Raw genomic sequence first — 22,404 nt, 5'->3', positions numbered from 1 at the left:
CGCCCCCGGCCCGGAGCCGACGGGGATGGCGCTCGAGGGCAGGGCCGGCCCGGCATCGGTCCCCGTGCAGGGCAACGCCGCCACCGGTGGCGCCCGCCCGGTCGGGCCCGAAGCGGCGGCGCCCACCGCCGATGGCCAGGGCGTCATGCCGATCGACGGCGTGACCCAGCCGCAGGCCATCGCGCCGCACTGAGTGCCTGGATCCACCGAATTGTGACCTGATCCGGTCGCCACGCATCCGCGGAGAGTGCCTCCCTTGCTGAGGAGGCACTTGTTGTGAAGTCAGTATCGCGCGGGATTCGACCGGATCGAGGTGACTTTCGACGAGCCGAACCTGGTGGCCAATGCCGGACTCCTGTTGGTGGCCACCTTGGTTGTCCGGCTCGGGCTGGAACGGTTGATCAACACCTCGGTCGACCTGTCGGGCCGGGTCGGCGGTGCCTACCCGGGCGCAAGGTACTGACCCTGGTCCACGCCATGGTGGTCGGGGGCAGCCACATCGACCACGCCGACATGCTCCGGGCCGGAGCAACTCAGTCCGTCCTCCCCACCGGGTGATGGCACCGTCCACGCTCGGCACGTTCTTGCGGGCATTCACCTTCGGGCACGTCCGCCAGCGCGATCGGGTGCTCGCCAGACGTTGCGACGAGCCTGGGCGCTCGGCGCCGGACCCGGGGAGGACACCATGGTGGTCGACCTCGACTCGACCATCTGCGAGTTGTCGGGCAGGGACAAGCAGGGTGCCGGATATGGTTACACCCACCGGCTCGGGTATCACCCGCTTCTCGCCACCCGGGTCGCCACCGGCGAGGTGCTTCACGCCCGGATGCGCAAAGGGGCGGCCGACACGCAGCGGGGGACCATACGCTTCATCGAGGAGCTGGTGGCCCGGCTCCGCCGGGCGGCAGCGACCGGGGAGCTGATCATGCCCTTGGACTCGGGCTTCTGGTCGAACGCCCCCTTGTAGCCCTGGAGTGGATGGACGTCGGCTACACGATGGGTGTGCGCATGGTCGCCTCGGTCATCAGCGCCGTGGCCTCCATCGACGAGGAGTACTGGACGGGCATCGAGTACACCCCCGATGGCGAGGACGAGGTCGCCGAGTGCGAGTAACTCGTGGGGCTGCGTCATCGGGGGCTCGATGTGACCGAGCCCACGCTGTTCGTCCTCGACGGGTCCCAGGCCCTGCCGTCGGCGATCAACGCTGTGTTCGACCACCCGGTGATCGCGCGGTGCGAAGGGCACAAGGAAGGAGCTCGAGCGCACCCACCCCGGCGCCGCCGCGTCGCTGCGAGAGGGGCCGGCGGAGACGCCTCACGATCGGACGCCTCGGAGTGCCGCCGCCCCTGGCGCACCCTGTGCTCGACGAACGCCATCGAGTCCATGATCGACCTCTGCAGGGACCACTCGCGCAACGTGAAGCGCTGGCGCATCGGCCAGATGGCGCTGCGCTGGTGCGCGGCAGGCATGCTCGAGACGAAGAAGCAGTTCCGACGCGTCAACGGGCACCTGCACGTGAAGGCGCTCTGTTCCGCGCTCGAGGCTCACGTGGCCCGTGCTTCGCCCGATCACCACGCTGCGACGGAGGAGGTGGCCGCATAGCCGCGAAGCCTGGGGCCGTCACCGAAATCCACGGCGGTCGGGACATCATCTTGGTCTGTGCTGTTCTCGCCCACGACCTCATCCGGTGGACGCCCCTCCTCGGTGAGCTCACCCCGGAGGACCGCCTGGTGGTGGCCAGGACCGCCCGCACCCCGTTCCTCTCCGTCCACGGCTGTTTGGTCAATCGATCCGGACGGCCGAGCTTCGAGCACCACGTCGAGTGGCCGTGGGCGGAAGCATCTGGAAGGCACTCAACCTCCTGCGGTCACTGCCTCCGGTGCCGGTGTAGACACCTCACCGTGGCCGGCGCACCGCAAACGATGGCAGGACAGCGCTGACAACCCGCGAGGATCATAAACCCCTGGTCGAGCACGCCCTTGTGATGTAAGTATAACCTGAAGGAGTGACGCGCAGAGTGAAATCAAAAGGTAGCGCTCGGACATGGACGGCTAGTCGCAGGTCTTGGGGGTCGGGACTCGTGACGATGGTTGTCGCTGTTGGATTCTTCATCAGTAATGGCATCAGTGGCGAAAACGTTGCTGCAGCTACTAATAGGCTTCATAAGACACAGGCGGTCATCTACGGTGACTCGCTGACGTGGGAGTCGACCAAGTATATTGCCAGGGGTTTCTTGGGTAACACGACGTACAGGCCGCATGTTCACGCCTACCCTGGTTCGGCACCGTGTGATTGGGTGGAGTGGTTGCCTGCGGACATCGCGAAGTACCACCCGACCGTAATCAGCCTGACGACCGTGGGGAACAACACGACTGCCTGTACCATGTCCAATGGTCAACAACTTGATGCGGGCTCCCAGGCATTACAGGACAACTACCGAACAGCGCTGACCGGGTTCTTCTCTACGGCGATTGCATCGGGGGCCAGAGTGATATTCAACCAAGGGCCGCCGGTTGAGAGCCCTGTTGGTAACGCTTGGGTCAATGAGATCAACCTGATCGCTGCACAGCTGGCGCCGAACTACGGCGGCAAGGTCACAATCTCGTCGGCCGCACGGCTATCGGTCTCCAACAATGGGGTATTCACGACCACTCTGCCCTGCTTGGCGGGTGAGAACAAGAAAGACGGCTGCTCTGCTGGGGTGATCGATGTGCGTACCGTCTCCGGTGACGGGGTGGGGGTCCACCTATGTCGGAACGGATTCGTGGGAGGGACGTTCAGGAAGCCCTGCGACGTTTACTCCAGCGGAGAGGTGCGCTTCGGAGCTGCGCTAGCCCAGGCTATTCGTAACCCGTAAAGGAACACTGGTCCACCCAATCCGGGTCATACTCCAGCTGTCCAGATCATCTGGGCCGCTCTTCAAATATGCAGGAAAGCCTGCATCAACGATGGTGCTGACCGGTAATGCGAGCCCGGCGCCGCCGCGGCGTCACCCGCCCGGGCAGGGGGCCTTCGTCAGGCGGATCGCCACCTCGCCCGCCACGGCGACCGTGACCCCCGTGGCCAGCGTCTGGGCGGCCACGTAGGCGCGGTGGGCCTCGACGGCGGCAGCCATGTCGGCGGGCGCGTCGATCTCGAGCTCGATGCAGTCCGACACGTGCAGGCCGGCATCGCGGCGCGCCGCCTGGACCAGGCGCACCGCGTCCCGGGCGAGCCCCTCGGCCTCGAGCTCGTCGTCGACGGTGGTGTCGAGGGTGACGACCCCCACCTCGCCAGGCAGCGTCCGGCCCTCGGCCTCGTTGCGCGGGCGCAGCACGAGCTCGTACTCACCCGGCTCGAGCGCCACGCCCCCCGCCACCATGCCGTCGGGGCCGTGCTCCCAGTCCCCCGTGCGCACCGCCACCGTGACGCGCTGGGTGTCGGGGCCGAGGCGCGGCCCGAGGACGGCGTGGACGAGGGTGAGCACCTGGTGGGCCACGCCCCCGACCTCGTCGGTGAGGACGACCTCCTTCACGTTCACCTCGTCCTCGATGAGCGCCACGAAGGGCCGGAGCCGCTCGGGCTCGGCCGTGGCGACGGTGAGCGTGCGCAGCGGCAGGCGGGCGCGGCGGCCACTGGCCTTGCGCACGGCGTGGCCCGCCGAGCACACGTCGCGGACGATGTCCATGGCCTCGACCAGGTCGGGGTCGGCGGGCAGCTCGCCGGGCGCGGGCCAGTCGGCCAGGTGGACGCTGCGCTCCCCGGTGAGCCCGCGGTAGACGGCCTCGGTGAGCATGGGCAGGAGCGGCGCGGACACCCGGCACAGCGCCGACAGGACGGTCGACAGCGTGTCGTAGGCGTCCGCCTTGTCGGACTCCACCTCCGGCGAGCCGTCGCGGGCGCGCCAGAAGCGGTCGCGGCTGCGCCGGATGTACCAGTTGTTGAGCGCGTCGAGGAACCCGGTGACAGCCGCGCACGCCCCGAACAGGTCGTAGGAGTCCATGGCCGCCGTGACGTCGTCGACGAGCGAGGCCGCCTTCGCCAGGATGTAGCGGTCGAGGACTCCGGTGGCGTCGGTGCGCGGTCGGCCGCGCATGGCGTCGACCCCGGCGTAGAGCGCCAGGAAGTACCAGGCGTTCCAGATCGGGTTGAGGACGTGGCGCACCACTTCCTCGATCCCCTTGGCGTGGACGACGAGGTCCTGGCCCCGCAGCACGGGCGACGACACCAGGAACCACCGCATGGCGTCGGCTCCCCACACGTCGAAGACCATGTCGGGCTCGGGGTAGTTGCCGAGTCGCTTGGACATCTTGCGGCCGTCGTCGCCGAGCACCACGCCGTGCGCCACGCAGTGACGGAACGGGGGCCGGTCGAACAGGGCGGTGGCGAGCACGTGCAGCGTGTAGAACCACCCGCGGGTCTGGCTGACGTACTCGACGATGAAGTCGGCGGGGAAATGGGTCTCGAACCACTCGGCCCGCTCGAAGGGGTAGTGGACCTGGGCGAAGGGCATCGACCCGGACTCGAACCAGCAGTCGAGGACGTCGGTGACGCGCCGCATCGTGGCGCGCCCCGTGGGGTCGTCGGGGTTGGGGCGGACCAGCGCGTCGATGCCCGGTCGGTGCAGGTCATCGAGCCGGACCCCGAAGTCGGCCTCGAGCTCGGCGACGCTGCCGTAGACGTCGATCCGAGGGTGGGCGGGGTCGTCGCTCTTCCAGACAGGGATCGGCGACCCCCAGAACCGGTTGCGGCTGATGGACCAGTCGCGCGCGCCCTCGAGCCACTTGCCGAACGCGCCGTCGCGGATGTGCGCCGGGACCCAGTCGATCTCGCGGTTCAACTCGATCATGCGGTCCTTGATGGCCGTGACCCGGACGAACCAGGAGCTGACCGCCTTGTAGATGAGTGGGGTGTCGGTGCGCCAGCAGTGCGGGTAGCTGTGGGTGTAGGGCGACGCCTCGACGAGGACCCCGGCAGCCTCGAGATCGGCGGTGATGGGCGCGTTGGCGTCGAACACGAGCTGCCCGGCGTACGGGGGAACCTCGGCGGTGAACCGGCCGCGGTCGTCGACGGGGCACACCACGGCGATGCCCGCGGCGGTGCAGGTGTCGAAGTCCTCCTCTCCGAAGCCCGGTGCCATGTGGACCACGCCGGTGCCCTCGTCGGTGGCGACGAAGTCGCCGCCGAGGACGCGAAAGGCGCCGGGCTGGCCGGCGAAGAACGGGAAGAGGGGCCGGTAGGTGCGGCCGAGGAGCTCGGCCCCGGTCACCGTGGCGAGCGGCTCGGCCTCCCCGAACAGCTCCGGGTAGGCCTCGGCGCGCGCCGCCGCCACCGCCGTCGGGGCCCCGAGGAGCTCGTACACGGCGTACTCGACGTCGGGCCCCACGGCGAGCGCGAGGTTCGACGGCAGCGTCCACGGCGTCGTCGTCCAGGCGAGGACGCGCAGCGGGCCCGACACGACCGTCGGCGGCTCGACGGTGTCGTCGGGCTCGAGGGTGAACACCACCGTCACGGCCGGGTCCTGGCGCGGGCGGTAGGCGTCGTCCTGGCGCGTCTCGAAGTTGGACAGGGGGGTCTCGCACTCCCAGCAGTACGGCAGCACCCGGTTGCCCTCGTACAGCAACCCCTTCTCCCACAGGCGCTTGAACGCCCACAGGACGCTCTCCATATAGGGGAGGTCCATGGTTTTGTAGTCGTCGGCGAAGTCGACCCACCGGGCCTGGCGGGTCACGTACCGCTCCCAGGAGTCGGTGGTGCGCTGCACGAGGGCGCGGCAGTACTGGTTGAAGCGATCGATGCCGTACTCGACGATGCCGGCCCGGCCCGACACCTCCAGCTCCTTCTCGGCCTCCATCTCGGCCGGCAGGCCGTGGCAGTCCCACCCGAACCGTCGTTCCACCCGGCGGCCCCGCATGGTCTGGTAGCGGGGCACGGCGTCCTTGACGTAGCCCGTGAGCAGGTGCCCGTAGTGGGGGAGCCCGTTGGCGAAGGGCGGCCCGTCGTAGAACACGAACTCGTTGTCGCCCCCCGGGCGCGCCTCGACCGACGCCGCGAAGGTGCCGTCCTCGGCCCACGACGCCAGGATCGACTCCTCGAGCCGCGGGTAGTCGGGCTGCTGGTCCACGTGCGGGTACGGCGCCTGGCCGCCAGGCGTGTCGGGCATGTCCTCAGCGTATTGGACGGAACGCGCCCCTCCCGGGAGCGCCCGGCCCGGTGCCGCCGGGCACGGCGAGCGGGTGCGCCGACCCCCCGGGGACCGGTCCGAGCGGTCCCGACGGGGGAATAGACCGGGCACGACACGGTGTTGCCGGTGGGACCTGGCGACGCTAACGTCGCCCACCTTCGTCGTCCGGATGGAAGCTGGGGAGATGACCGACATGGCGAGCAACGCCCGGCGGACCGAGGCGTTCTGCTGATGGCCACGGGCAAGAAGTCCGCTCCGACCAAGAAGAAGGCTGCCGTGGCCAAGAAGGCCGTACCGGCCAAGAAGGCCGTACCGGCCAAGAAGGCGCCGACGAAGAAGTCGGTACCCCCCAAGAAGGCCGCCCCGGCCAGGAAGGCCGCCCCGGCGAAGAAGGCCGTCCCGGCCAAGAAGTCGGTACCCCCCAAGAAGGCCGTCCCGGCCAAGAAGGCCGCCCCGGCCAAGAAGTCGGTGCCCCCCAAGAAGGCGGCCCCGGCCAAGAAGACCACCCCGGTGAAGAAGGCTGCCCCGGCCACGAAGGCGGCGCACACGGCGGCTTCGGGCCCAGCGGCGACGAGGCCGGCACCCCCGGCGAAGCCGCCCAAGCCCACGCGGGGGGCCTACGAGTCGGAGCCCAAGTTCCTCGAGGAGCAGCGTCAGCTCCTCCTCGAGGAACGCCAGGTCTACCAGCGCCAGGCCGAGGACCTGCGGGCGGAGGCCGAGTCGCTGGCCCTCGAGCGCGAGCCCGGCGACGTGCAGTTCGACGAGGAGTCCGGCGAGGGTGGCACGGTGGCGGTCGACCGGGAGCGGGACCTGACCCTCTCCGCGCAGGCCATGGCCACCATCGAGGAGATCGACTTCGCGCTGCTGGCCATCGAGGCCAAGACCTACGGAGCCTGCGAGATCTGCGGGCAGCCCATCCCCAAGGCCAGGCTGCGGGCACTGCCGTACGCGCGGCTGGACGTGTCGTGCAAGAGCGGGGGGTTGCACCGGCGCTGAGCGACGGGGTGCGTCAGGGGCCTGGCGCCGTCCGGCGCCTGCTCGTGACCGGTGCCGTCGCCCTCGTGGTCGTCGCCGTGGACCAGGCGACGAAGTCGTGGGCCGTCCACCGGCTGGCCCACGGGCCGATCCACGTGGTGTGGAAGCTCGACTTCGAGCTCACCTACAACTCCGGCGCTGCCTTCAGCTTCGCCCGGGGGTGGGCGCCGGTGCTCGGCGCCGTCGCCCTCGTCGTGGTGCTCCTGCTGCTGACCACGGTGCGGCACGTGCAGTCGACGCCGCTGGCGCTGGCCCTCGGCCTGGTGGTGGGAGGGGCGCTCGGGAACCTCACCGACCGGGTGGTGCGCTCCAACCGGGGATCGGTGATCGACTTCGTGGCGTTGCACTTCTGGCCGACGTTCAACGTGGCCGACGCGTGCGTCGTGGTGGGCGGCATCCTGGCCGCGCTGCTGTTGTGGCGGGCCGAGCCGCGCCCGTGACGGGCACATCGGCGGACGGCCCGCCGCGCCCGCGCGCCCCGACGCCGCTGGACCTGATCGTCCCCGCCGCGCTGGGGGGCTCGCGTGTGGACCGGGTGGTCGCCATGCTCAGCGGGCTGCCGCGGCGCGTCGTGGCGGGCCTGATCGAGGACGGGGCGGTGCGTCTCGACGGGCGGCGCGTGACGGCGCGCAGCCGGGTGGTGCGCGACGGCCAGCGCCTCGAGGTCGACCTCCCGCCCGCCGCCGACCAGTCGCCGTCGCCGGACCCCTCCGTGGCCTTCACGGTGGTGCACCAGGACGCGCAGGTCGTCGTCGTGGACAAGCCCGCCGGGCTCGTCGTGCACCACGGCGCCGGGCACGCCGGCGGCACGCTGGTCGACGGCCTGCTGGCGCGCTTCCCCGACCTCGCCGACCTGGCGGCCGCAGGCGGAGGCGACGAGGGCCGCCCCGGGATCGTGCACCGCCTCGACAAGGGCACGTCGGGGCTCCTCGTCGTCGCCCGCACGCCGGCCGCCTACCGGTCCCTGGCCAAGCAGTTCCGGGAGCACACCGCGGGGCGCGAGTACCTGGCCCTCGTCGCCGGGTCGGTCGAAGCCGACGCCGGGACCGTCGACGCCCCCATCGGGCGCTCGGCCCGGCGCCGGACGCGCATGGCGGTGACGGCCCAGGGCCGCCAGGCGCGCACGGGGTATCGGGTGCTGGAGCGCTTCGGTGGGCCGGTGGCGTGCACGTTCCTGTCGGCCAGCCTCGACACGGGGCGGACCCACCAGGTGCGAGTCCACCTGGCGGCCATCGGCCATCCCGTCATCGGCGACGACCGCTACGGCGAGGCGGCCGCCCGCCCGGCCGCGCTCGTCACCCTCATGCCTGCCGGGCGCGTCTTCCTGCACGCGGCGCGACTGTCGTTCGACCACCCCGACGGGGGGCGCACGGAGTGGGAGGCGCCGCTTCCCGCGGACCTCGCTCGGGTGCTCGAGCGCCTGATCCCCTGACGCCGCGGCGCCCGGTGCGCCAGCGACTCAGGCGGCCTGGTGGGCCGCCTCGACCTCGGCCAGCTCGGCCAGCTGCTGCAGGGCCCGCGCCTCGGCCTGGCGGGCCCGGCGCACGCCGATGCCGAGCCGGGAGGCGGTGGCCTGGAGCGACGTCGGCGAGCCGCCGTCGAGCCCGTAGCGGATCCGCACGACGTCGCGCTCGAGCTCCCCGAGCCCGTCGACGGCGCTGCGCACCCGGTCGAGCACCATCTGCCGCTCGACGTCGTCCTCGAAGGTGTGCTCCTCGGCGCCGACGAGGTCACCGAGGGCCGTGCCGCTGTCGGCACCGGCGGGCTGGTCGAGGCTGGCGACCACGCGCGCCACCCCCTGCAGGGTATCGAGCGTGCGGCCGTCCACGCCGCTGGCCTCGGCCACCTCGTCCACCGTGGGGTCGCGCTGGAGATCGGTGGCGAGCTCCCACGTGGCGCGCTCGGCGCGCTGCGCCTGCTCGGCCACCTCCATGGGGACCCGGATCGTGTTGCCGTGCTGCTGCACGGCGCGCTGCAGGGCCTGGCGGATCCACCAGGTGGCGTAGGTCGAGAACCGGAAGCCGCGCTGCCAGTCGAACTTGTCGACGGCGCGCATCAGGCCGAAGGTCCCCTCCTGCACGAGGTCGCCGAAGTCGACGCCGCGGTCCTGGTAGCGCCGCGCCCAGTGGACGACCAGCCGCAGGTTGGCGGCGATCATCTGCCGCCGGGCCTCGTCGTCGCCGGCGGCGACGCGCTTGGCCAGGCCGACCTGCTCCTCGTGGTCCGGCAGGGGGTACCGGTCGAGGTCGTCCAGGAACAGCCGGATGCTGTCGGGGGTGCCTGTGTTCGCCATGTTTCCTCTTCTTCGAGCTACCGGATCGAACAACACCGTTGTGGTGCCGGGCATTCCTGGCCGGCCGCGGTTGCGCCGCCGCCCCGGGCTTGCGGCCCGACCGCACCCGTGGTGCGCTGGGGCGATGCCCTCCGCATCCCCCGGTCCTCCTGCCCGGCTCGTGGCCGTGCGGCACGGGGCCACGAAGTGGAGCCGTGCCGGCCGCCACACCGGGCGCACCGACCTGCCGCTGCTGGAGCAGGGCGTCCGGGAGGCCGAGGCGCTCCGGGCGCGGTTGTCGGGCCACGACTTCGCCCGCGTCTACACGAGCCCCATGGCGCGGGCCCGCCAGACGTGCGAGCTCGCCGGGTTCGCCGGCTCCGCCGTGGCGTGGGACGACCTGCGCGAGTGGGACTACGGAGACTACGAGGGCCTCACCACCGACGAGATCCGCACCGGCCGGCCGGCGTGGTCGCTGTGGCGCGATGGCGCCCCCGGGGGCGAGACGGCCGAGGACGTGGGCCGGCGGGCCGACCGCGTGGTGGCCGCGGTGCGGGAGCTCGCCGGCGACGTGCTCGTCTTCGCCCATGCGCACCTGCTGCGGGTGCTGGCGGCCCGGTGGGTGGGGCTCGCTCCCGAGGCCGGGGCGCTGCTCGCCCTGGCGCCGGCCTCGGTGAGCGTCCTCGGCTGGGAGCGCGAGGTCGCCGTGCTCGACCGGTGGAACGACGGCGCCGGCGACGCCCTGGCCTGACCGGCCTCAGTGCAGGGATCGGGCGGGCACGGGCGCGCCGCGGGCCCGCATCACCATGTCCGCCAGTGTGAACGAGTCGAGGTGCTCGCGCATGTGCTCGCTCACGTCGGACCACACCGTCAGCAGGACGCACTGGCCCTCGTGCTCGCAGGCACCGTTCTCGTGGGGGCGCCCGAAGTCCCCGGCGACGATGGGTCCGTCCACGGCGCTCACGATCTGCCCGAGCGTGATCTCGCCGGGGGACCGGGCGAGGATGTAGCCCCCGCCGACGCCGCGCTTGGAGCGGACCAGGCCCGCGCCCTTGAGCGCCAGCAGGATCTGCTCCAGATAGGGCTGGGGCAGCCCCGTGCGCTCGGCGATGTCGCGCACCGACGTCGGCCCGGGGCCCTGCCCGTCGCCGTGCAGGGCCAGCGAGAGCAGCGCCCGGCTCGCGTAGTCGCCACGGGTCGAGACCTTCACATCCCGATGCTACCTGTGGGACTGCGCTGACCCGGCTGACACGGCTGACACGGCTGCGCTGACCCGGCTGACACGGCTGGGGGCGAGGGCGGGTGCGGTCGGTGTCGCCGGGGGGGCGGGCGGGGCCCGCCGGTGTGGGTACAGTGCCGCAGATGAGCGACACCCTCGGCACCGGGCGCGGGGGCCCGCCGGTGGGTGCCGGAGCGGTCCCCGCTCCGGTGCTGCCCGATTACGACGGCGCCTGTCTGTCCTCGGTGGTGCCGACGCTGCTGTCGGGCCTCGTCGACCCGCCGGCGTGGGTGCCCGGCCCCGTCCACGGGGCGCGCCAGGTGGTCCTGCTCGTCGTCGACGGGCTGGGCTGGGCCCAGCTCCGGGCCTTGGCGGCGTCGGCGCCCACGCTGGCCGCCGCGGCCGGCGGCCCGATCACGTCGGTCGCCCCGACGACGACGGCCACCGCCCTCACGTCGCTCACCACCGGCGTGCCGCCCTCGGTCCACGGCGTCGTGGGCTACCGGGTGCGCGTCGACGCCGACGGCGCCGGCCCCGGGGACGTCATGAACGTCCTGCGGTGGCGCACGCCCCACGACGACATGCGCCGCCGGATCCCGCCGCCGTCGTTCCAGCCCGTCGCACCGTTCGGCGGCCGGTCGGTGCCCGCCGTCACCCGGCCGGAGTTCGCCGCCACGGGGTTCACGGCCGCCCACCTCTCCGGGGCGCGCCTGGTCGGGTGGTCGGTGCCCTCGGCGCTCGTGGTCGGCGTGCGCCGCCTGCTCGAGGCGGGCGAGACCTTCGTGTACGCGTACTACGACGGGCTCGACAAGATCGCCCACGAGCACGGCCTGGGTGACTTCTACCGCCAGGAGCTGGTGGCGGTGGACCGGCTGGTGGCCGACCTGCTCGACGTGCTCCCGCCCGGCGCGGCCCTGGCCGTGACGTCCGACCACGGTCAGGTCGAGGTGGGCAACGCCACGCGCCTGCCCGCACCCGAGCTGTTCGACATGGTCGAGCTGCTGTCGGGGGAGGGGCGCTTCCGCTGGCTGCATGTGCGCCCCGGGTCGCTCCACGAGGCGGTCGCCGCCGCCCGGGAGGCCCACGGCCACGAGGCGTGGGTGCGCACGCGCGACGACATGGTGGCGGACGGCTGGTTCGGGGGCCCCCTCACGCCCGAGGTGGCGCGGCGGCTGGGCGACGTGGCCCTCGTCGCCCACGCGCCGGTGGCCTTCCTCGACCCCGCCGACACCGGCGAGACGAGGTTGCTGGGCCGGCACGGCTCGCTCACCCACGCCGAGATGCACGTCCCGTTCGTGGCATGGGCGCCCCGCTGACGGCGCGCCCCGCCGGGCGGGCAGGGACCCGGCGATTCATCGATGCCCGCACCCCGCGCCCGGTGCGCCCCCGCACCCCGCGTTTGGCGGGCGCGCACCGGTTTGGGAGGATCGGGCCATGAACCAGGACCCCGAGCAGCCGACCGGTGCCGATCCCGTCGAGACCGTGCTCCTCCAACCCGGCGAGCGGCCGTCGGGCCTCGTGATCCCGGGTGCCACGGGCCCCGGGGCCGAGGGGGGCGCCGAGGCGGAGAGGGACGTCACCGAGTCCGTGGAGCAGCCGGCCAAGGTCATGCGGATCGGGTCCATGGTCAAGCAGCTCCTCGACGAGGTGCGGGCCTCGAGCCTCGACGAGGCCAGCCGCACCCGGCTGCGCGAGATCTACGAGCAGTCCGTGCGCGAGCTGGCGGGGGCGCTCAGCCCCGACCTGGCCGCCGAGCTCGACCGCATGGCGCTGCCCTTCGACGAGAAGTCGGTGCCCTCCGAGGCGGAGCTGCGCATCGCCCAGGCCCAGCTGGTCGGGTGGCTCGAGGGGCTCTTCCACGGGATCCAGGCGACCCTGCTCGCCCAGCAGATGGCGGCCCGGGCGCAGCTCGAGGAGATGCGCCAGCGGGGCCTGCCCCCCGGCCCGGGGGACACCGACGGCCCGTCGCCGCGGCCGGGCACCTACCTGTGACGGCTGCTATCGTCGAATGACACGGCTGTAGTTCTCCACAGGCTGTGGACAGGGCCCTGTGGAGCAGTCGGGGGTGGTGCCGACAGGGCGGCGCCCACACCGCAGGACAACACGCGAGGCCGCCGAGGAGGACGGGGGCGCATGGCCGCCACTGGATCGTTCGCCCATCTGCACACCCACACCGAGTACTCGATGCTCGACGGGGCATCACGGCTCGACGACCTCGTCGCCGCCGCCCTCGCCGACGGGCAACCCGCGCTCGGCATCACCGACCACGGGAACATGTACGGGGTCCTCGACTTCTACGCCGCGTGCCGCCACGCGGGCATCAACCCGGTCATCGGGACCGAGGCGTACATGGCGGGCGAGTCGCGCCACGAACGGCCGGTGCGCCGGGGCAAGGTCGACGACACCGGCGGCGACGTCGACGGGGGGGAGAAGCTCTACTACCACCTGACGCTGCTGGCCGAGACCACCGCCGGGTACCGGAACCTGCTCAAGCTGTCGTCGGCCGCGTACCTCGAGGGGTACTACTACAAGCCCCGGGTCGACTGGGAGCTGCTCGAGCGGCACCACGACGGCATCATCGCCACCACCGGCTGCCTGGGCGGGGTCGTGCTGCAGGCGCTGCTGGCCGACGACGAGGAGCGCGCCCTCAAGCTCGCCGGCCGCCTGCAGGACGTCTTCGGGCGCGACAACCTCTTCGTCGAGGTCCAGGACCACGGGCTGCCCCAGCAGGGCCGGACCAACCCCGCGCTCGTGCGCATCGCCCGCCAGCTCGGGGCGCCGCTGCTGGCCACCAACGACAGCCACTACACGCACCGCGGCGATGCCGTGGCCCACGACGCGCTGCTGTGCGTGCAGACCGGCGCCCTCATCGAGGACCCCAAGCGGTTCAAGTTCGAGGGCGAGGAGCACTACCTGAAGTCGGCCGTGGAGATGCGCTCGCTGTTCTCGGAGATCCCCGAGGCGTGCGACAACACGCTGCTCATCGCCGAGCGCGCCGACGTCGAGATCGCCTTCGGGGTCAACGCACTCCCCGAATTCCCCGTCCCGCCGGAGTTCACGGGTGACACCTACGAGGAGCGCGCCGACGCGTATCTCCGCCACCTGACCACCACGCTCGGGACGTCGCGCTACGGCTCGCCGTTGCCCCGGGCGGTCGCCGAGCGGCTCGACTACGAGCTGGGCGTCATCGCCAGCATGGGGTTCTCGGCCTACTTCCTCGTCGTCTGGGACCTGATCCGCTACGCCCGCGAGAGCGGCATCCGCGTCGGCCCCGGGCGCGGCTCGGCCGCCGGGTGCTGCGTGGCGTACTGCCTCGGGATCGTGGACCTCGACCCGATCCGCTACGACCTGCTCTTCGAGCGGTTCCTGAACCCCGGGCGCAAGCAGATGCCCGACATCGACATGGACTTCGACGAGCGCTACCGGGCGGACATGATCCGCTACGCGTCGGAGCGCTACGGGTCGGACCACGTGGCGCAGATCGTCACCTTCTCGACCATCAAGGCGCGCGCCGCCGTGCGCGACGCGGCGCGGGTGCTCGGGTATCCCTATATCGTGGGCGACCGCATCGCCAAGGCCATGCCGCCGCTCGTCATGGGCCGCGACACCCCGCTGCGGGCATGCCTCGACCGGATCGAGGGGTTCGAGGACGGGTACACCACCGCCCAGGGCCTGCGCGACATGTACGCCACCGACGAGGAGGCGCGCCGCGTCATCGACGTCGCCAAGGGCCTGGAGGGGCTGCGTCGCCAGGACGGCATCCACGCCGCCGCCGTGGTGATCACCAAGGAGCCGCTCACCGAGTACCTGCCCATCCAGCGCAAGCCCGAGAGCGGCCAGGACCCCTCGCTCGCCCCCATCGTGACCCAGTACGAAATGCACGGGGTCGAGGAGCTCGGGCTCCTCAAGATGGACTTCCTCGGGTTGCGCAACCTCTCGGTCATCGAGCGCGCCCTCGACCTGGTGGAGAGGAGCGAGGGCCGCCGCCCCGACATCGATGCGATCCCCCTCGACGACGGGCTCACCTTCGAGATGCTGCGGCGGGCCGAGACGATCGGGGTGTTCCAGCTCGAGGGTGGCGCCATGCGGTCCACCCTGCGGGCATTGGCGCCCACGTCCTTCAACGACGTGGCCGCACTGGTCGCCCTGTACCGGCCCGGGCCGATGGCTGCGAACATGCACCGCGACTACCCGGAGCTGAAGAACGGCCGCAAGGCGCTCTCCTACATCCACCCCGACATGGAGGCCATCCTCGGCGACACGTACGGGCTCATGCTCTACCAGGAGTCGATGATGCGGGTGGCCCAGCGGTTCGCCGGGTACACGCTCGAGGAGGCCGACAACCTCCGCAAGGCGTGTGGCAAGAAGAACCGGGCCCTCATTGCGGCGGAGCGCGAGAAGTTCGTGAAGGGCTGCACCGAGCAGGGCTACGGGGCCGGGCTCGGGACCGAGCTGTTCGACATCATCGAGCCGTTCGCCGACTATGCGTTCAACAAGTCGCACTCGTTCGGGTACGGGCTCGTCGCGTACCAGACCGCCTGGCTCAAGGCCCACTATCCGGTGGAGTACCTCGCGGCCCTGCTGACGTCGGTCAAGGACGACAAGGACAAGACCGCCGTCTACCTCGGTGAGTGCAGGACGCTCGGCATCGAGGTCCTGGTGCCGGACGTCAACCGCTCCGCCGGCGAGTTCACCCCGCTCGTGGGCGAGGACGGCACAAGCCGGATCGTCTTCGGGCTGGCCGCGGTGCGCAACGTGGGCGAGAGCCTGGTCGAGCGCATCGTGGCCGAGCGCGAGGCCGACGGGCCGTTCACCGACTTCTACGACTTCTGCCAGCGTGTCGACCCGGTCGTGCTCAACAAGCGCACGATGGAGTCGCTCGCCAAGTCGGGCGCCTTCGACTCTCTCGGCCATCCCCGGCAGGGCCTGTGCCTCGTCCTCGACGAGATCGTCGACCGCACCCTGGAGCGCCGCCGCGAGGAGCAGGCGGGGATCTCCACGCTCTTCTCGACGCTCGAGGGCTTCGGGGCCCCCGGCGACGGGGCTGCCCCCATGGGGTACGGGGACCCCCGGGTGCCGGTGCCCGACACCGAGTTCGCCAAGACCCAGCGCCTCGCCTTCGAGAAGGAGATGCTGGGGCTCTACGTGAGCGACCACCCCCTGCGGGGATTCGAGACCGCCCTGGCGCGCCTCACCGACTGCTCCATCGCCGAGCTGAAGGAGCTCGACGACGGCCCGTCGGACGGGGGCGCCCGTGACGGCCAGGTCCGGACGGTCGGCGGCGTGGTGACGGCCCTGGTGCGCCGCTACACCAAACGCGGCGAGCTCATGGCCACCTTCGTCCTCGAGGACCTCCGGGCCTCCATCGAGGTGTTCGTGTTCCCCAAGGTCATGCAGGAGATCGGGACCGTGCTGGCCGACGACGCCGTGTTCGTCGTGCGCGGCCGCATCGACACCCGTGACGACCAGGTCAAGCTGGTGTGCATGGAGGCCACGCGGCCCCAGCTGGCCGCCGACGGCGTCGGCGAGCTGCGCGTGGAGCTCCCGCTCGGGGTGCTGACCGATCCCGTGGTGGGGCGGCTGAAGGAATTGCTGTCCGAGCACCCCGGCAACGAGCCCGTGTTCCTCCACGTCGGCCAGAGCGTGCTGCGACTCCCCCCGGAGTTCAACGTGGACAGCCGCCGGGGGCTCCTGGGCGAGCTCCGGGTGCTCCTGGGCCCGAGCGCCATCGTCGCCTGAGCAGGGCGGGGACGGCGCGCGGGGCCGCCCGCGGGCCCGCCCGGGGTCCCGAGTGGGCCAGTGGTCCCCGCGTCCCGTATCCTGGGGGGTACCCCTGAGCCGCCCCGGACCCTGGCCCTGCCATCGCCCGTGACGTCCGATGGGGTGTCGGAGCAGCTGGACGAGCACGGAGCAGGCCATGCCGTTTGACGTCGGGACCAAGGACTGCACAGCACTGAGCGACGCCGAACTGGCCGAGATGGCCGATCTCTGCGTCGACCGGAAGCCGGGATTCGACATCGGCTTCCTGTCCAAGCAGTGCGAGGAGTGGGTCCTGATCAGCCTGGTGCGCGAGGGGACCAAGCTGCGGGGCTACTCGTTCTCCACGCTGGAGCGCATCGGTGGGACGCCGTCGCTGCTCGTCGGCGTGGCCACCGTCGACCGCACGGCCAAGGCCGAGCAGGCCTTCCGCCTCCTGCTGGGCGACCAGTACCGGCGGGCGCTGCTCGCCTTCCCCGACGAGGACGTGTTGGTGGGCACCCGCCTGGCGACGTGCGAGGCGTACCAGGCCTTCGTCGGGCTGGCCGACGTGGTGCCGCGGCCGGGCCACAAGGCGTCGGGCGAGGAGCGGGCCTGGGGCCGGCGCCTGGCCAAGCGCTTCGGCGCCGAGGGCCGCATCGACGACCGCACCTTCATCCTCGCCGGTGACGGCTCGCCCGCGGGTGCCCTCGATCTGGGCGGCCCGAAGGTCCGGGTCCCCGACGACGGCGTGGCGGCGCTGTTCAAGGGTGTGAACCTCAAGCGCGACGACCGCCTGGTCGCCTTCGGCTGGGCCATGGCCGAGGACCTGGCGTCGGGGCGCCTGGCCGCCGGGAAGGTCGCCCGCTAGCGCGTGCGGGGCCCGTCCCTCAGGGGCGGGGCAGGAGCGCGGCCACCGTCTTGTAGCAGTGGCCCTGGCGCGGTCGGCTGAGCGCCACCACCACGAACGAGGGGCGGAACCCCAACGCGCCCGCCAGGTCCTTCCCCGACAGCCGGTCGCGTCGGGCGCCGTGCAGGGCGGCGATCGCCCGGCGGTCCTCCACGGGGAGCCAGTTGTCGCTGCGCGGCCAGCCGAAGCGCGCCCACACGGTGTCGTCCTGGCGGCGCAGGAACAGCAGCGGGCCCCGGCTCGGCACGACGACGGCGACCGAGGGCCGCATGCCGTGGAATTCCCAGTACGGGGCGGAGGACCCGGGGAAGCCGAGCAGGTGCTTCTCGACGGGGACGACCAGGGCGCGCAGGACCCGGCGCGCCCGCCGGCCCCCCACGGTGCCGAGCGAGGCGGGCACGCCGTCGACGGTGACCGCCTCGGGCTGGGCCAGGTCGTCGCCCTCGGGGTCGGGAGCCCACGCCACGTCCATCACGTCGAAGGGGACGAGGTCGGGCTCGCGTCCCTCGCCCCAGGTGATGCGCAGGCGGACCAGGGCGCCGGTGCCGAGATCGACGGCGACCGTGTCGTCGACCGTGCAGCCGAGGACCATGCAGCGGTGCGTCCCCGTGGCCTGGGTCGGCAGCCGCCCCCGTCCCCGGCGGCGCTCCCGGCGGGGCTCGTGCCCACGCCGCCGCCGTCGGCCGTGGCCCTCCGCGCCGTCGCCCGGGCTCGGGGCCACGAGGTCGCCGCGCGCCGTCACGGGCGCGTCCCCGCCCCCGCGCCGACCCGGGCGAGGGCCGCGGCGAGCTCCTCGTCGAGGCGCTCGCCGAGCTCCTCGGGCGAATCGGCCGGGGCCCGGCACGCGTAGCGCCGGCACACGTAGGCGTGCCCCGGCTCGCGCCCGGCCCACAGCGGCGACGCCGTGGGCTCCCCCCAGGCGAGCACCATCGTGGGCTCGAACCGCCGGCGCGCCGCGGCCACGAGGTCGGGGCGCTCGCCGGCCACCACGACCTCGGTGACCCCACCCGACGCCAGCGCGCCACCGGCCACCGTGTTGGCCGCCGCCAGGGGGTGCTCGGCGGCGACGCGCCACAGCGAGCGCAGGATCGTCTCGCCCGCCTCGCCCAGCGCGTCGTCACCCGTGAGCGCACCGAGCCGCAGCAGCGCGGTGACGGCCACGGAGTTCGCCGCCGGGACCGCGCCGTCGAGCAGGTCGAGGGGGCGTACCACGAGCGCCTCAGCGTCGTGGCCCGTGGTGAACAGCAGCCCGTCGTCGCCGGCGAAGAGCGACAGCATGGCGGTGGCCGCCTCGCGCCCGTGGTCGAGCCACCGGGGCTGGCCGGTGAGCTCGGCCAGCCGGGTGAAGAGGTCGACCACCCAGGCGTAGTCGGCGGCGTAGGCGAGGTGGCGCGCCCGGCCACCCTGCCACGACCGCAGCCACCGCCCGTCGCCCGGCCGGCGCAGCTCGGCGAGCAGGAATTCGCCCACCCCGACGGCCGCGGCCGCCCAGTCGGGCCGCGCCGCGGCGGCGGCGGCCTCCGCCAGCGCGGCGGCGAACATGGCGTTCCACTCCGTGAGGACCTTGTCGTCGAGGCCGGGCCGCACCCGCAGTGCCCGGGCCTCGGCCAGGCGGCGACGGGCCTCCTCGACCTGGGGCGGCCGGCGGAGGTCCCCCGAGGTCGGCCGGCGCAGGATCGTGCGGCCCTCGAAGTTGCCGGCGTCGGAGATCCCGTACCACTCGGTGGCGACCTCCGCGAGCTCGGGCCCCAGGACGCCGACGACCTCGGCCGGGGTCCACACGTAGAAGCGGCCCTCCTCGCCCTCGGAGTCGGCGTCCTCGGCGCAGTACAGGCCGCCGCCCGGCGCCGCCAGGGTGCCGAGGACGTAGCCGACGGTCTCCTCCACGACCTGGAGCCACCGGGCCCCCTTCGTGACCTGCCAGGCGTGCAGGTAGGCGCGCACCAGGCCGGCCTGGTCGTAGAGCATCTTCTCGAAGTGCGGCACCGTCCAGGAGGTGTCGGTGGCGTAGCGGGCGAAGCCCCCGCCGAGGTGGTCGTAGATGCCGCCGGCGGCCATGGCGCCCAGGGTGGTGGTGGCCATGGCGAGCGACGACTCGTCCCCGGTGGCGTGGTGGTGGCGCAGGCAGAGCTCCACCAGCTGGGGCTGCGGGAACTTCGGCGCCGGGCCGAAGCCGCCCCAGGCCGGGTCGAAGCGCGCCCGCAGCTCGGCCACGGCCGCGTCGAGCAGCCGGCTCGACGACGCGCCCAGGTCGGCGGGCACGCCGCCCACGGCGGGCGCCAGGTCGGCGGGCAGCTGCACGCGCCGGGCGATGGCCTCGGCCAACGCGTCGGCCTGGCGCTCGACGTCCCGGCGGCGGTTGCGCCAGGCGTCGTCGACGGCGCCGAGCACGCGCCGGAAGCCCGGCATGCCGTGACCGTCGCGCACCGGGAAGTACGTCCCCGCGAAGAACGGCCGGCCGTCGGGCATGAGGAAGACGGTCATCGGCCATCCGCCGCGCCCCGTCGTGGCCTGCACGGCCTCCATGTAGACGGCGTCGACGTCGGGCCGCTCCTCGCGGTCGACCTTGACCGAGACGAACCCGGCGTTGAGCTCCTGCGCGGTCGGGCCGTCCTCGAACGACTCGTGCGCCATGACGTGGCACCAGTGGCACGCGGAGTACCCGACCGACAAGAAGACCGGCCGGTCCTCGGCGCGGGCGCGGTCGAAGGCCTCGTCACCCCAGGGGTACCAGTCGACCGGGTTGTGCGCGTGCTGGCGGAGGTACGGGCTCGTCTCCGCGGCCAGACGGTTCACGGCGTCGAGCCTACGGGGCCGGCGTGCGCCGGCGGCGCACACACCCTGCGCTGCGGGGGAGCCCGCCGCGCCGTCCTAGGGTGGGGCGCCATGGACCTGCGGCTCGACGGCAAGGTGGCGCTGGTGACGGGGGGATCGCGCGGGATCGGCAGGGCCATCGCCGCCCGTTTCGCCGAGGCCGGCGCCAGCGTGATGCTGTCGTCGCGCAAGGCCGACTCCCTGGCCGAGGCGGCCGCGTCGATGGAGGGCCTCGGCGGCCCGGTGGCGTGGCACGCGGCCAACGTGGGCGACCCCGACGCCGCCCCCCGCTGTGTGGCCGCCACCGTCGAGCGCTTCGGCTCGGTCGACATCCTCGTCAACAACGCCGCCACCAATCCGTACTTCGGCCCGCTCATGGACATCGACGCCGCCCGCGCCGAGAAGACGGTGCAGGTCAACCAGGAAGCCGCCCTGATGTGGACGCAGTGTGCATGGCGGTCGTCCATGGCCGAGCGCGGCGGCTCGGTGCTCAACCTGTCGTCGGTGGGCGGCTTGTCCGTGGAGCGGGGGATCGGTTGGTACAACGTCACCAAGGCGGCGCTCGCCCACCTGACGCGCCAGCTCGCCTACGAGCTCGGCCCCGGCGTGCGTGTCAACGCGCTGGCGCCCGGGCTGGTGCGCACCGACTTCGCCCGCGCCCTGTGGGAGTCGGCGGGCGACGCCGTGGCCGGGCGCCTGCCGCTCAAACGCCTGGGCGAGCCCGACGACATCGCCGCCGCCGCGCTGTTCCTGGCGTCCGACGCGGCGTCGTGGATCACCGGGCACGTGCTCGTGGTCGACGGCGGCGCGCTCGCCATGCCCTCGGGCGGGGTGTGACACCCCGACGTGCCGAGTCACCCGGGGGGCAGGTGGCTGCGTGGCAGGCTGGGGCCATGCCTCCGCTGTCGGCTGACCTCGAGTTCCGGGGCCTGATCCACCAGGTCACCGACCCGTCGGTGCTCGAGCGGCTCGACCGCGGCCAGGTGACGGCGTACATCGGGTTCGACCCCACCGCCGACAGCCTGCACGTCGGCAGCCTGCTCCAGGTGCTCATGCTCCGCCGCCTGCAGGAGGCCGGGCACCGGCCCATCGCGCTGGCCGGCGGCGGCACCGGCCTGATCGGCGACCCCGGGGGCAAGAGCGAGGAGCGCCCGCTGCTCTCCGAGGACGATCTGAAGGCCAACCTGGCCGGGATGCGTGCCCAGCTCGAGCGGTTCCTCGACTTCGACGCCACGGCGGGGCCGGCGCGGGCGCTGCTGCTCGACAACGGCGAGTGGTTGAACCGGCTCGGCGTCATCGAGCTGTTGCGGGACGTCGGCAAGCACTTCACCGTCAACCACATGGTGGCGAAGGAGTCCGTGCGTGCCCGGCTGGAGCGCCCGGACCAGGGAATCTCCTTCACCGAGTTCAGCTACATGCTGCTGCAGGCCTACGACTTCCTGCACCTGTTCGACACCGAGGGCTGCCGGCTGCAGCTCGGCGCGAGCGACCAGTGGGGCAACATCACGATGGGCATCGAGCTGGTGCGCAAGGTCCGGCGTGCCGAGGTCTTCGGGCTGACGACCCCGCTCGTGCTCAAGAGCGACGGCACCAAGTTCGGCAAGACCGAGACCGGCACCGTGTGGCTCGACCCCCGCCGGACGAGCCCGTACCAGCTCTACCAGTTCCTCCTGCGCTCCGAGGACAGCGTCGTCGGCGCGTACCTGCGGTACTTCACCTTCCTCGACCACGACGCCATCCGTTCGCTCGACGCGGCGACCGAGGCGCACCCCGAGCGTCGCCAGGCCCAGCGCGCCCTGGCGGGCGCGGTGTGCGCGCTCGTCCACGGCGAGGCCGAGGCCGCCCAGGCCGAGGCCGCCGCCCAGGCCCTCTACTCGGGGGAGCTGGCGTCGCTCGACGAGCGCATGCTCCTGGCCGTGTGCGCCGAGACGCCGACGTCGACCCGCCCGCGTGGGGCCCTCGACGGCGACGGCGTGGCACTCGTCGACGCCGTCGTCGAGGCCGGCCTGGCCCGGTCGAAGGGCCAGGCCCGCACGCTCGTCTCCCAGGGTGGTGTGTACGTGAACGACCGCCGCGTGCAGGACGTCGACGCCCGTGTGGGACGACACGACCTGCTGTTCGACCGGCTCGTCGTGCTGCGCAAGGGCCGGGACTACCATCTCGTCTGCTTCGAGTGACGCCCTGGCGTCGCGCCCCGGCCGGCCCGGGCCCGCCGTCGCAGGCGGACCGGCTGGGCAGCCCGGCGGAGCCCGACC

Annotated in this window: 20 protein-coding genes and 1 pseudogene; 16 read left to right on the top strand and 5 right to left on the bottom strand. The window is 72.6% G+C overall.

Annotation, left to right across the window (positions count from 1 at the left end):
• The 6 genes and pseudogenes from VMV22_08255 to VMV22_08230 form a co-directional block, all read left to right on the top strand.
• A partial coding sequence (locus VMV22_08255) for a hypothetical protein (protein ID HUY22320.1) occupies window positions 1-193 on the top strand: 193 nt, incomplete at its 5' end.
• A gap of 120 nt (window positions 194-313) precedes the next feature.
• Window positions 314-463 carry a hypothetical protein gene (locus tag VMV22_08250; GenBank protein ID HUY22319.1) on the top strand — a complete coding sequence of 50 codons (150 nt, stop codon included), beginning with the start codon at window positions 314-316 and terminating at the stop codon, window positions 461-463.
• 225 nt (window positions 464-688) lie between these two features.
• Window positions 689-967: a transposase gene (locus VMV22_08245; GenBank protein HUY22318.1), complete on the top strand. Its 279-nt coding sequence runs from the start codon at window positions 689-691 to the stop codon at window positions 965-967.
• Window positions 968-978: 11 nt separating this feature from the next.
• A complete protein-coding gene (locus VMV22_08240) occupies window positions 979-1,113 on the top strand; it encodes a hypothetical protein (protein HUY22317.1) in 135 nt (44 codons plus the stop codon).
• Window positions 1,108-1,602 (top strand): annotated as a pseudogene (locus VMV22_08235) (IS256 family transposase). Before VMV22_08240 ends, VMV22_08235 begins: the two are co-directional and overlap by 6 nt.
• A gap of 478 nt (window positions 1,603-2,080) precedes the next feature.
• The gene (locus VMV22_08230) at window positions 2,081-2,857 is read left to right on the top strand and encodes a hypothetical protein (GenBank protein ID HUY22316.1); all 777 of its coding nucleotides are present in this window, start codon (window positions 2,081-2,083) and stop codon (window positions 2,855-2,857) included.
• 132 nt (window positions 2,858-2,989) lie between these two features.
• On the opposite strand, the gene ileS is transcribed toward VMV22_08230, so the two are convergent.
• The gene (gene ileS / locus VMV22_08225) at window positions 2,990-6,142 is read right to left on the bottom strand and encodes an isoleucine--tRNA ligase (GenBank protein HUY22315.1); all 3,153 of its coding nucleotides are present in this window, start codon (window positions 6,140-6,142) and stop codon (window positions 2,990-2,992) included.
• 252 nt (window positions 6,143-6,394) lie between these two features.
• Between ileS and VMV22_08220 the strand changes: the two genes are divergently transcribed.
• The 3 genes from VMV22_08220 to VMV22_08210 are packed head-to-tail and all read left to right on the top strand — an operon-like array spanning window position 6,395 to window position 8,630.
• The gene (locus tag VMV22_08220; protein ID HUY22314.1) at window positions 6,395-7,159 is read left to right on the top strand and encodes a TraR/DksA C4-type zinc finger protein; all 765 of its coding nucleotides are present in this window, start codon (window positions 6,395-6,397) and stop codon (window positions 7,157-7,159) included.
• Between the two features lie 8 nt (window positions 7,160-7,167).
• Window positions 7,168-7,638, top strand: a complete 471-nt coding sequence (gene lspA, locus VMV22_08215) for a signal peptidase II (GenBank protein ID HUY22313.1) — start codon at window positions 7,168-7,170, stop codon at window positions 7,636-7,638.
• Complete coding sequence (locus tag VMV22_08210) at window positions 7,635-8,630, top strand: RluA family pseudouridine synthase (protein ID HUY22312.1); 996 nt, start codon at window positions 7,635-7,637, stop codon at window positions 8,628-8,630. Before lspA ends, VMV22_08210 begins: the two co-directional genes overlap by 4 nt.
• A 27-nt stretch (window positions 8,631-8,657) precedes the next feature.
• Here VMV22_08210 and VMV22_08205 read toward each other — a convergent pair whose 3' ends face one another.
• Complete coding sequence (locus tag VMV22_08205; protein HUY22311.1) at window positions 8,658-9,491, bottom strand: sigma-70 family RNA polymerase sigma factor; 834 nt, start codon at window positions 9,489-9,491, stop codon at window positions 8,658-8,660.
• A gap of 124 nt (window positions 9,492-9,615) precedes the next feature.
• Between VMV22_08205 and VMV22_08200 the strand changes: the two genes are divergently transcribed.
• The gene (locus tag VMV22_08200; GenBank protein HUY22310.1) at window positions 9,616-10,221 is read left to right on the top strand and encodes a histidine phosphatase family protein; all 606 of its coding nucleotides are present in this window, start codon (window positions 9,616-9,618) and stop codon (window positions 10,219-10,221) included.
• A 6-nt stretch (window positions 10,222-10,227) separates the two neighbouring features.
• Here VMV22_08200 and VMV22_08195 read toward each other — a convergent pair whose 3' ends face one another.
• Complete coding sequence (locus tag VMV22_08195; GenBank protein HUY22309.1) at window positions 10,228-10,680, bottom strand: Rrf2 family transcriptional regulator; 453 nt, start codon at window positions 10,678-10,680, stop codon at window positions 10,228-10,230.
• Between the two features lie 152 nt (window positions 10,681-10,832).
• Here VMV22_08195 and VMV22_08190 point away from each other — a divergent pair, with 152 nt between their 5' ends.
• The 4 genes from VMV22_08190 to VMV22_08175 all read left to right on the top strand — a co-directional run bounded on the left by VMV22_08190 (window position 10,833) and on the right by VMV22_08175 (window position 17,296).
• Complete coding sequence (locus VMV22_08190) at window positions 10,833-12,005, top strand: alkaline phosphatase family protein (GenBank protein HUY22308.1); 1,173 nt, start codon at window positions 10,833-10,835, stop codon at window positions 12,003-12,005.
• A 118-nt stretch (window positions 12,006-12,123) separates the two neighbouring features.
• Window positions 12,124-12,681 (top strand): bacterial proteasome activator family protein, encoded by a 558-nt coding sequence (locus VMV22_08185; GenBank protein HUY22307.1) that lies wholly within the window; start codon window positions 12,124-12,126, stop codon window positions 12,679-12,681.
• Window positions 12,682-12,822: 141 nt separating this feature from the next.
• The gene (dnaE, locus tag VMV22_08180) at window positions 12,823-16,428 is read left to right on the top strand and encodes a DNA polymerase III subunit alpha (GenBank protein HUY22306.1); all 3,606 of its coding nucleotides are present in this window, start codon (window positions 12,823-12,825) and stop codon (window positions 16,426-16,428) included.
• Window positions 16,429-16,606: 178 nt separating this feature from the next.
• Complete coding sequence (locus tag VMV22_08175; GenBank protein HUY22305.1) at window positions 16,607-17,296, top strand: hypothetical protein; 690 nt, start codon at window positions 16,607-16,609, stop codon at window positions 17,294-17,296.
• A gap of 19 nt (window positions 17,297-17,315) precedes the next feature.
• Here VMV22_08175 and VMV22_08170 read toward each other — a convergent pair whose 3' ends face one another.
• Window positions 17,316-18,077, bottom strand: a complete 762-nt coding sequence (locus VMV22_08170; GenBank protein ID HUY22304.1) for a hypothetical protein — start codon at window positions 18,075-18,077, stop codon at window positions 17,316-17,318.
• A complete protein-coding gene (locus VMV22_08165; protein ID HUY22303.1) occupies window positions 18,074-20,131 on the bottom strand; it encodes a thioredoxin domain-containing protein in 2,058 nt (685 codons plus the stop codon). Before VMV22_08165 ends, VMV22_08170 begins: the two co-directional genes overlap by 4 nt.
• A gap of 90 nt (window positions 20,132-20,221) precedes the next feature.
• Here VMV22_08165 and VMV22_08160 point away from each other — a divergent pair, with 90 nt between their 5' ends.
• Both VMV22_08160 and tyrS read left to right on the top strand, forming a co-directional pair.
• Window positions 20,222-20,986, top strand: coding sequence for an SDR family oxidoreductase (locus VMV22_08160; GenBank protein HUY22302.1), 765 nt, complete (start codon window positions 20,222-20,224; stop codon window positions 20,984-20,986).
• Between the two features lie 56 nt (window positions 20,987-21,042).
• Entirely contained in the window at window positions 21,043-22,326 is a 1,284-nt protein-coding gene (gene tyrS, locus VMV22_08155) for a tyrosine--tRNA ligase (GenBank protein HUY22301.1), read from the top strand.
• The last annotated feature ends 78 nt before the right edge of the window (window positions 22,327-22,404 follow it).

The organism is Acidimicrobiales bacterium (genome assembly GCA_035531755.1).
In the GTDB taxonomy this organism is placed as follows: Bacteria; Actinomycetota; Acidimicrobiia; order Acidimicrobiales; family UBA8190; genus DATKSK01.
This window is presented reverse-complemented; position numbering and strand designations above follow the sequence as displayed.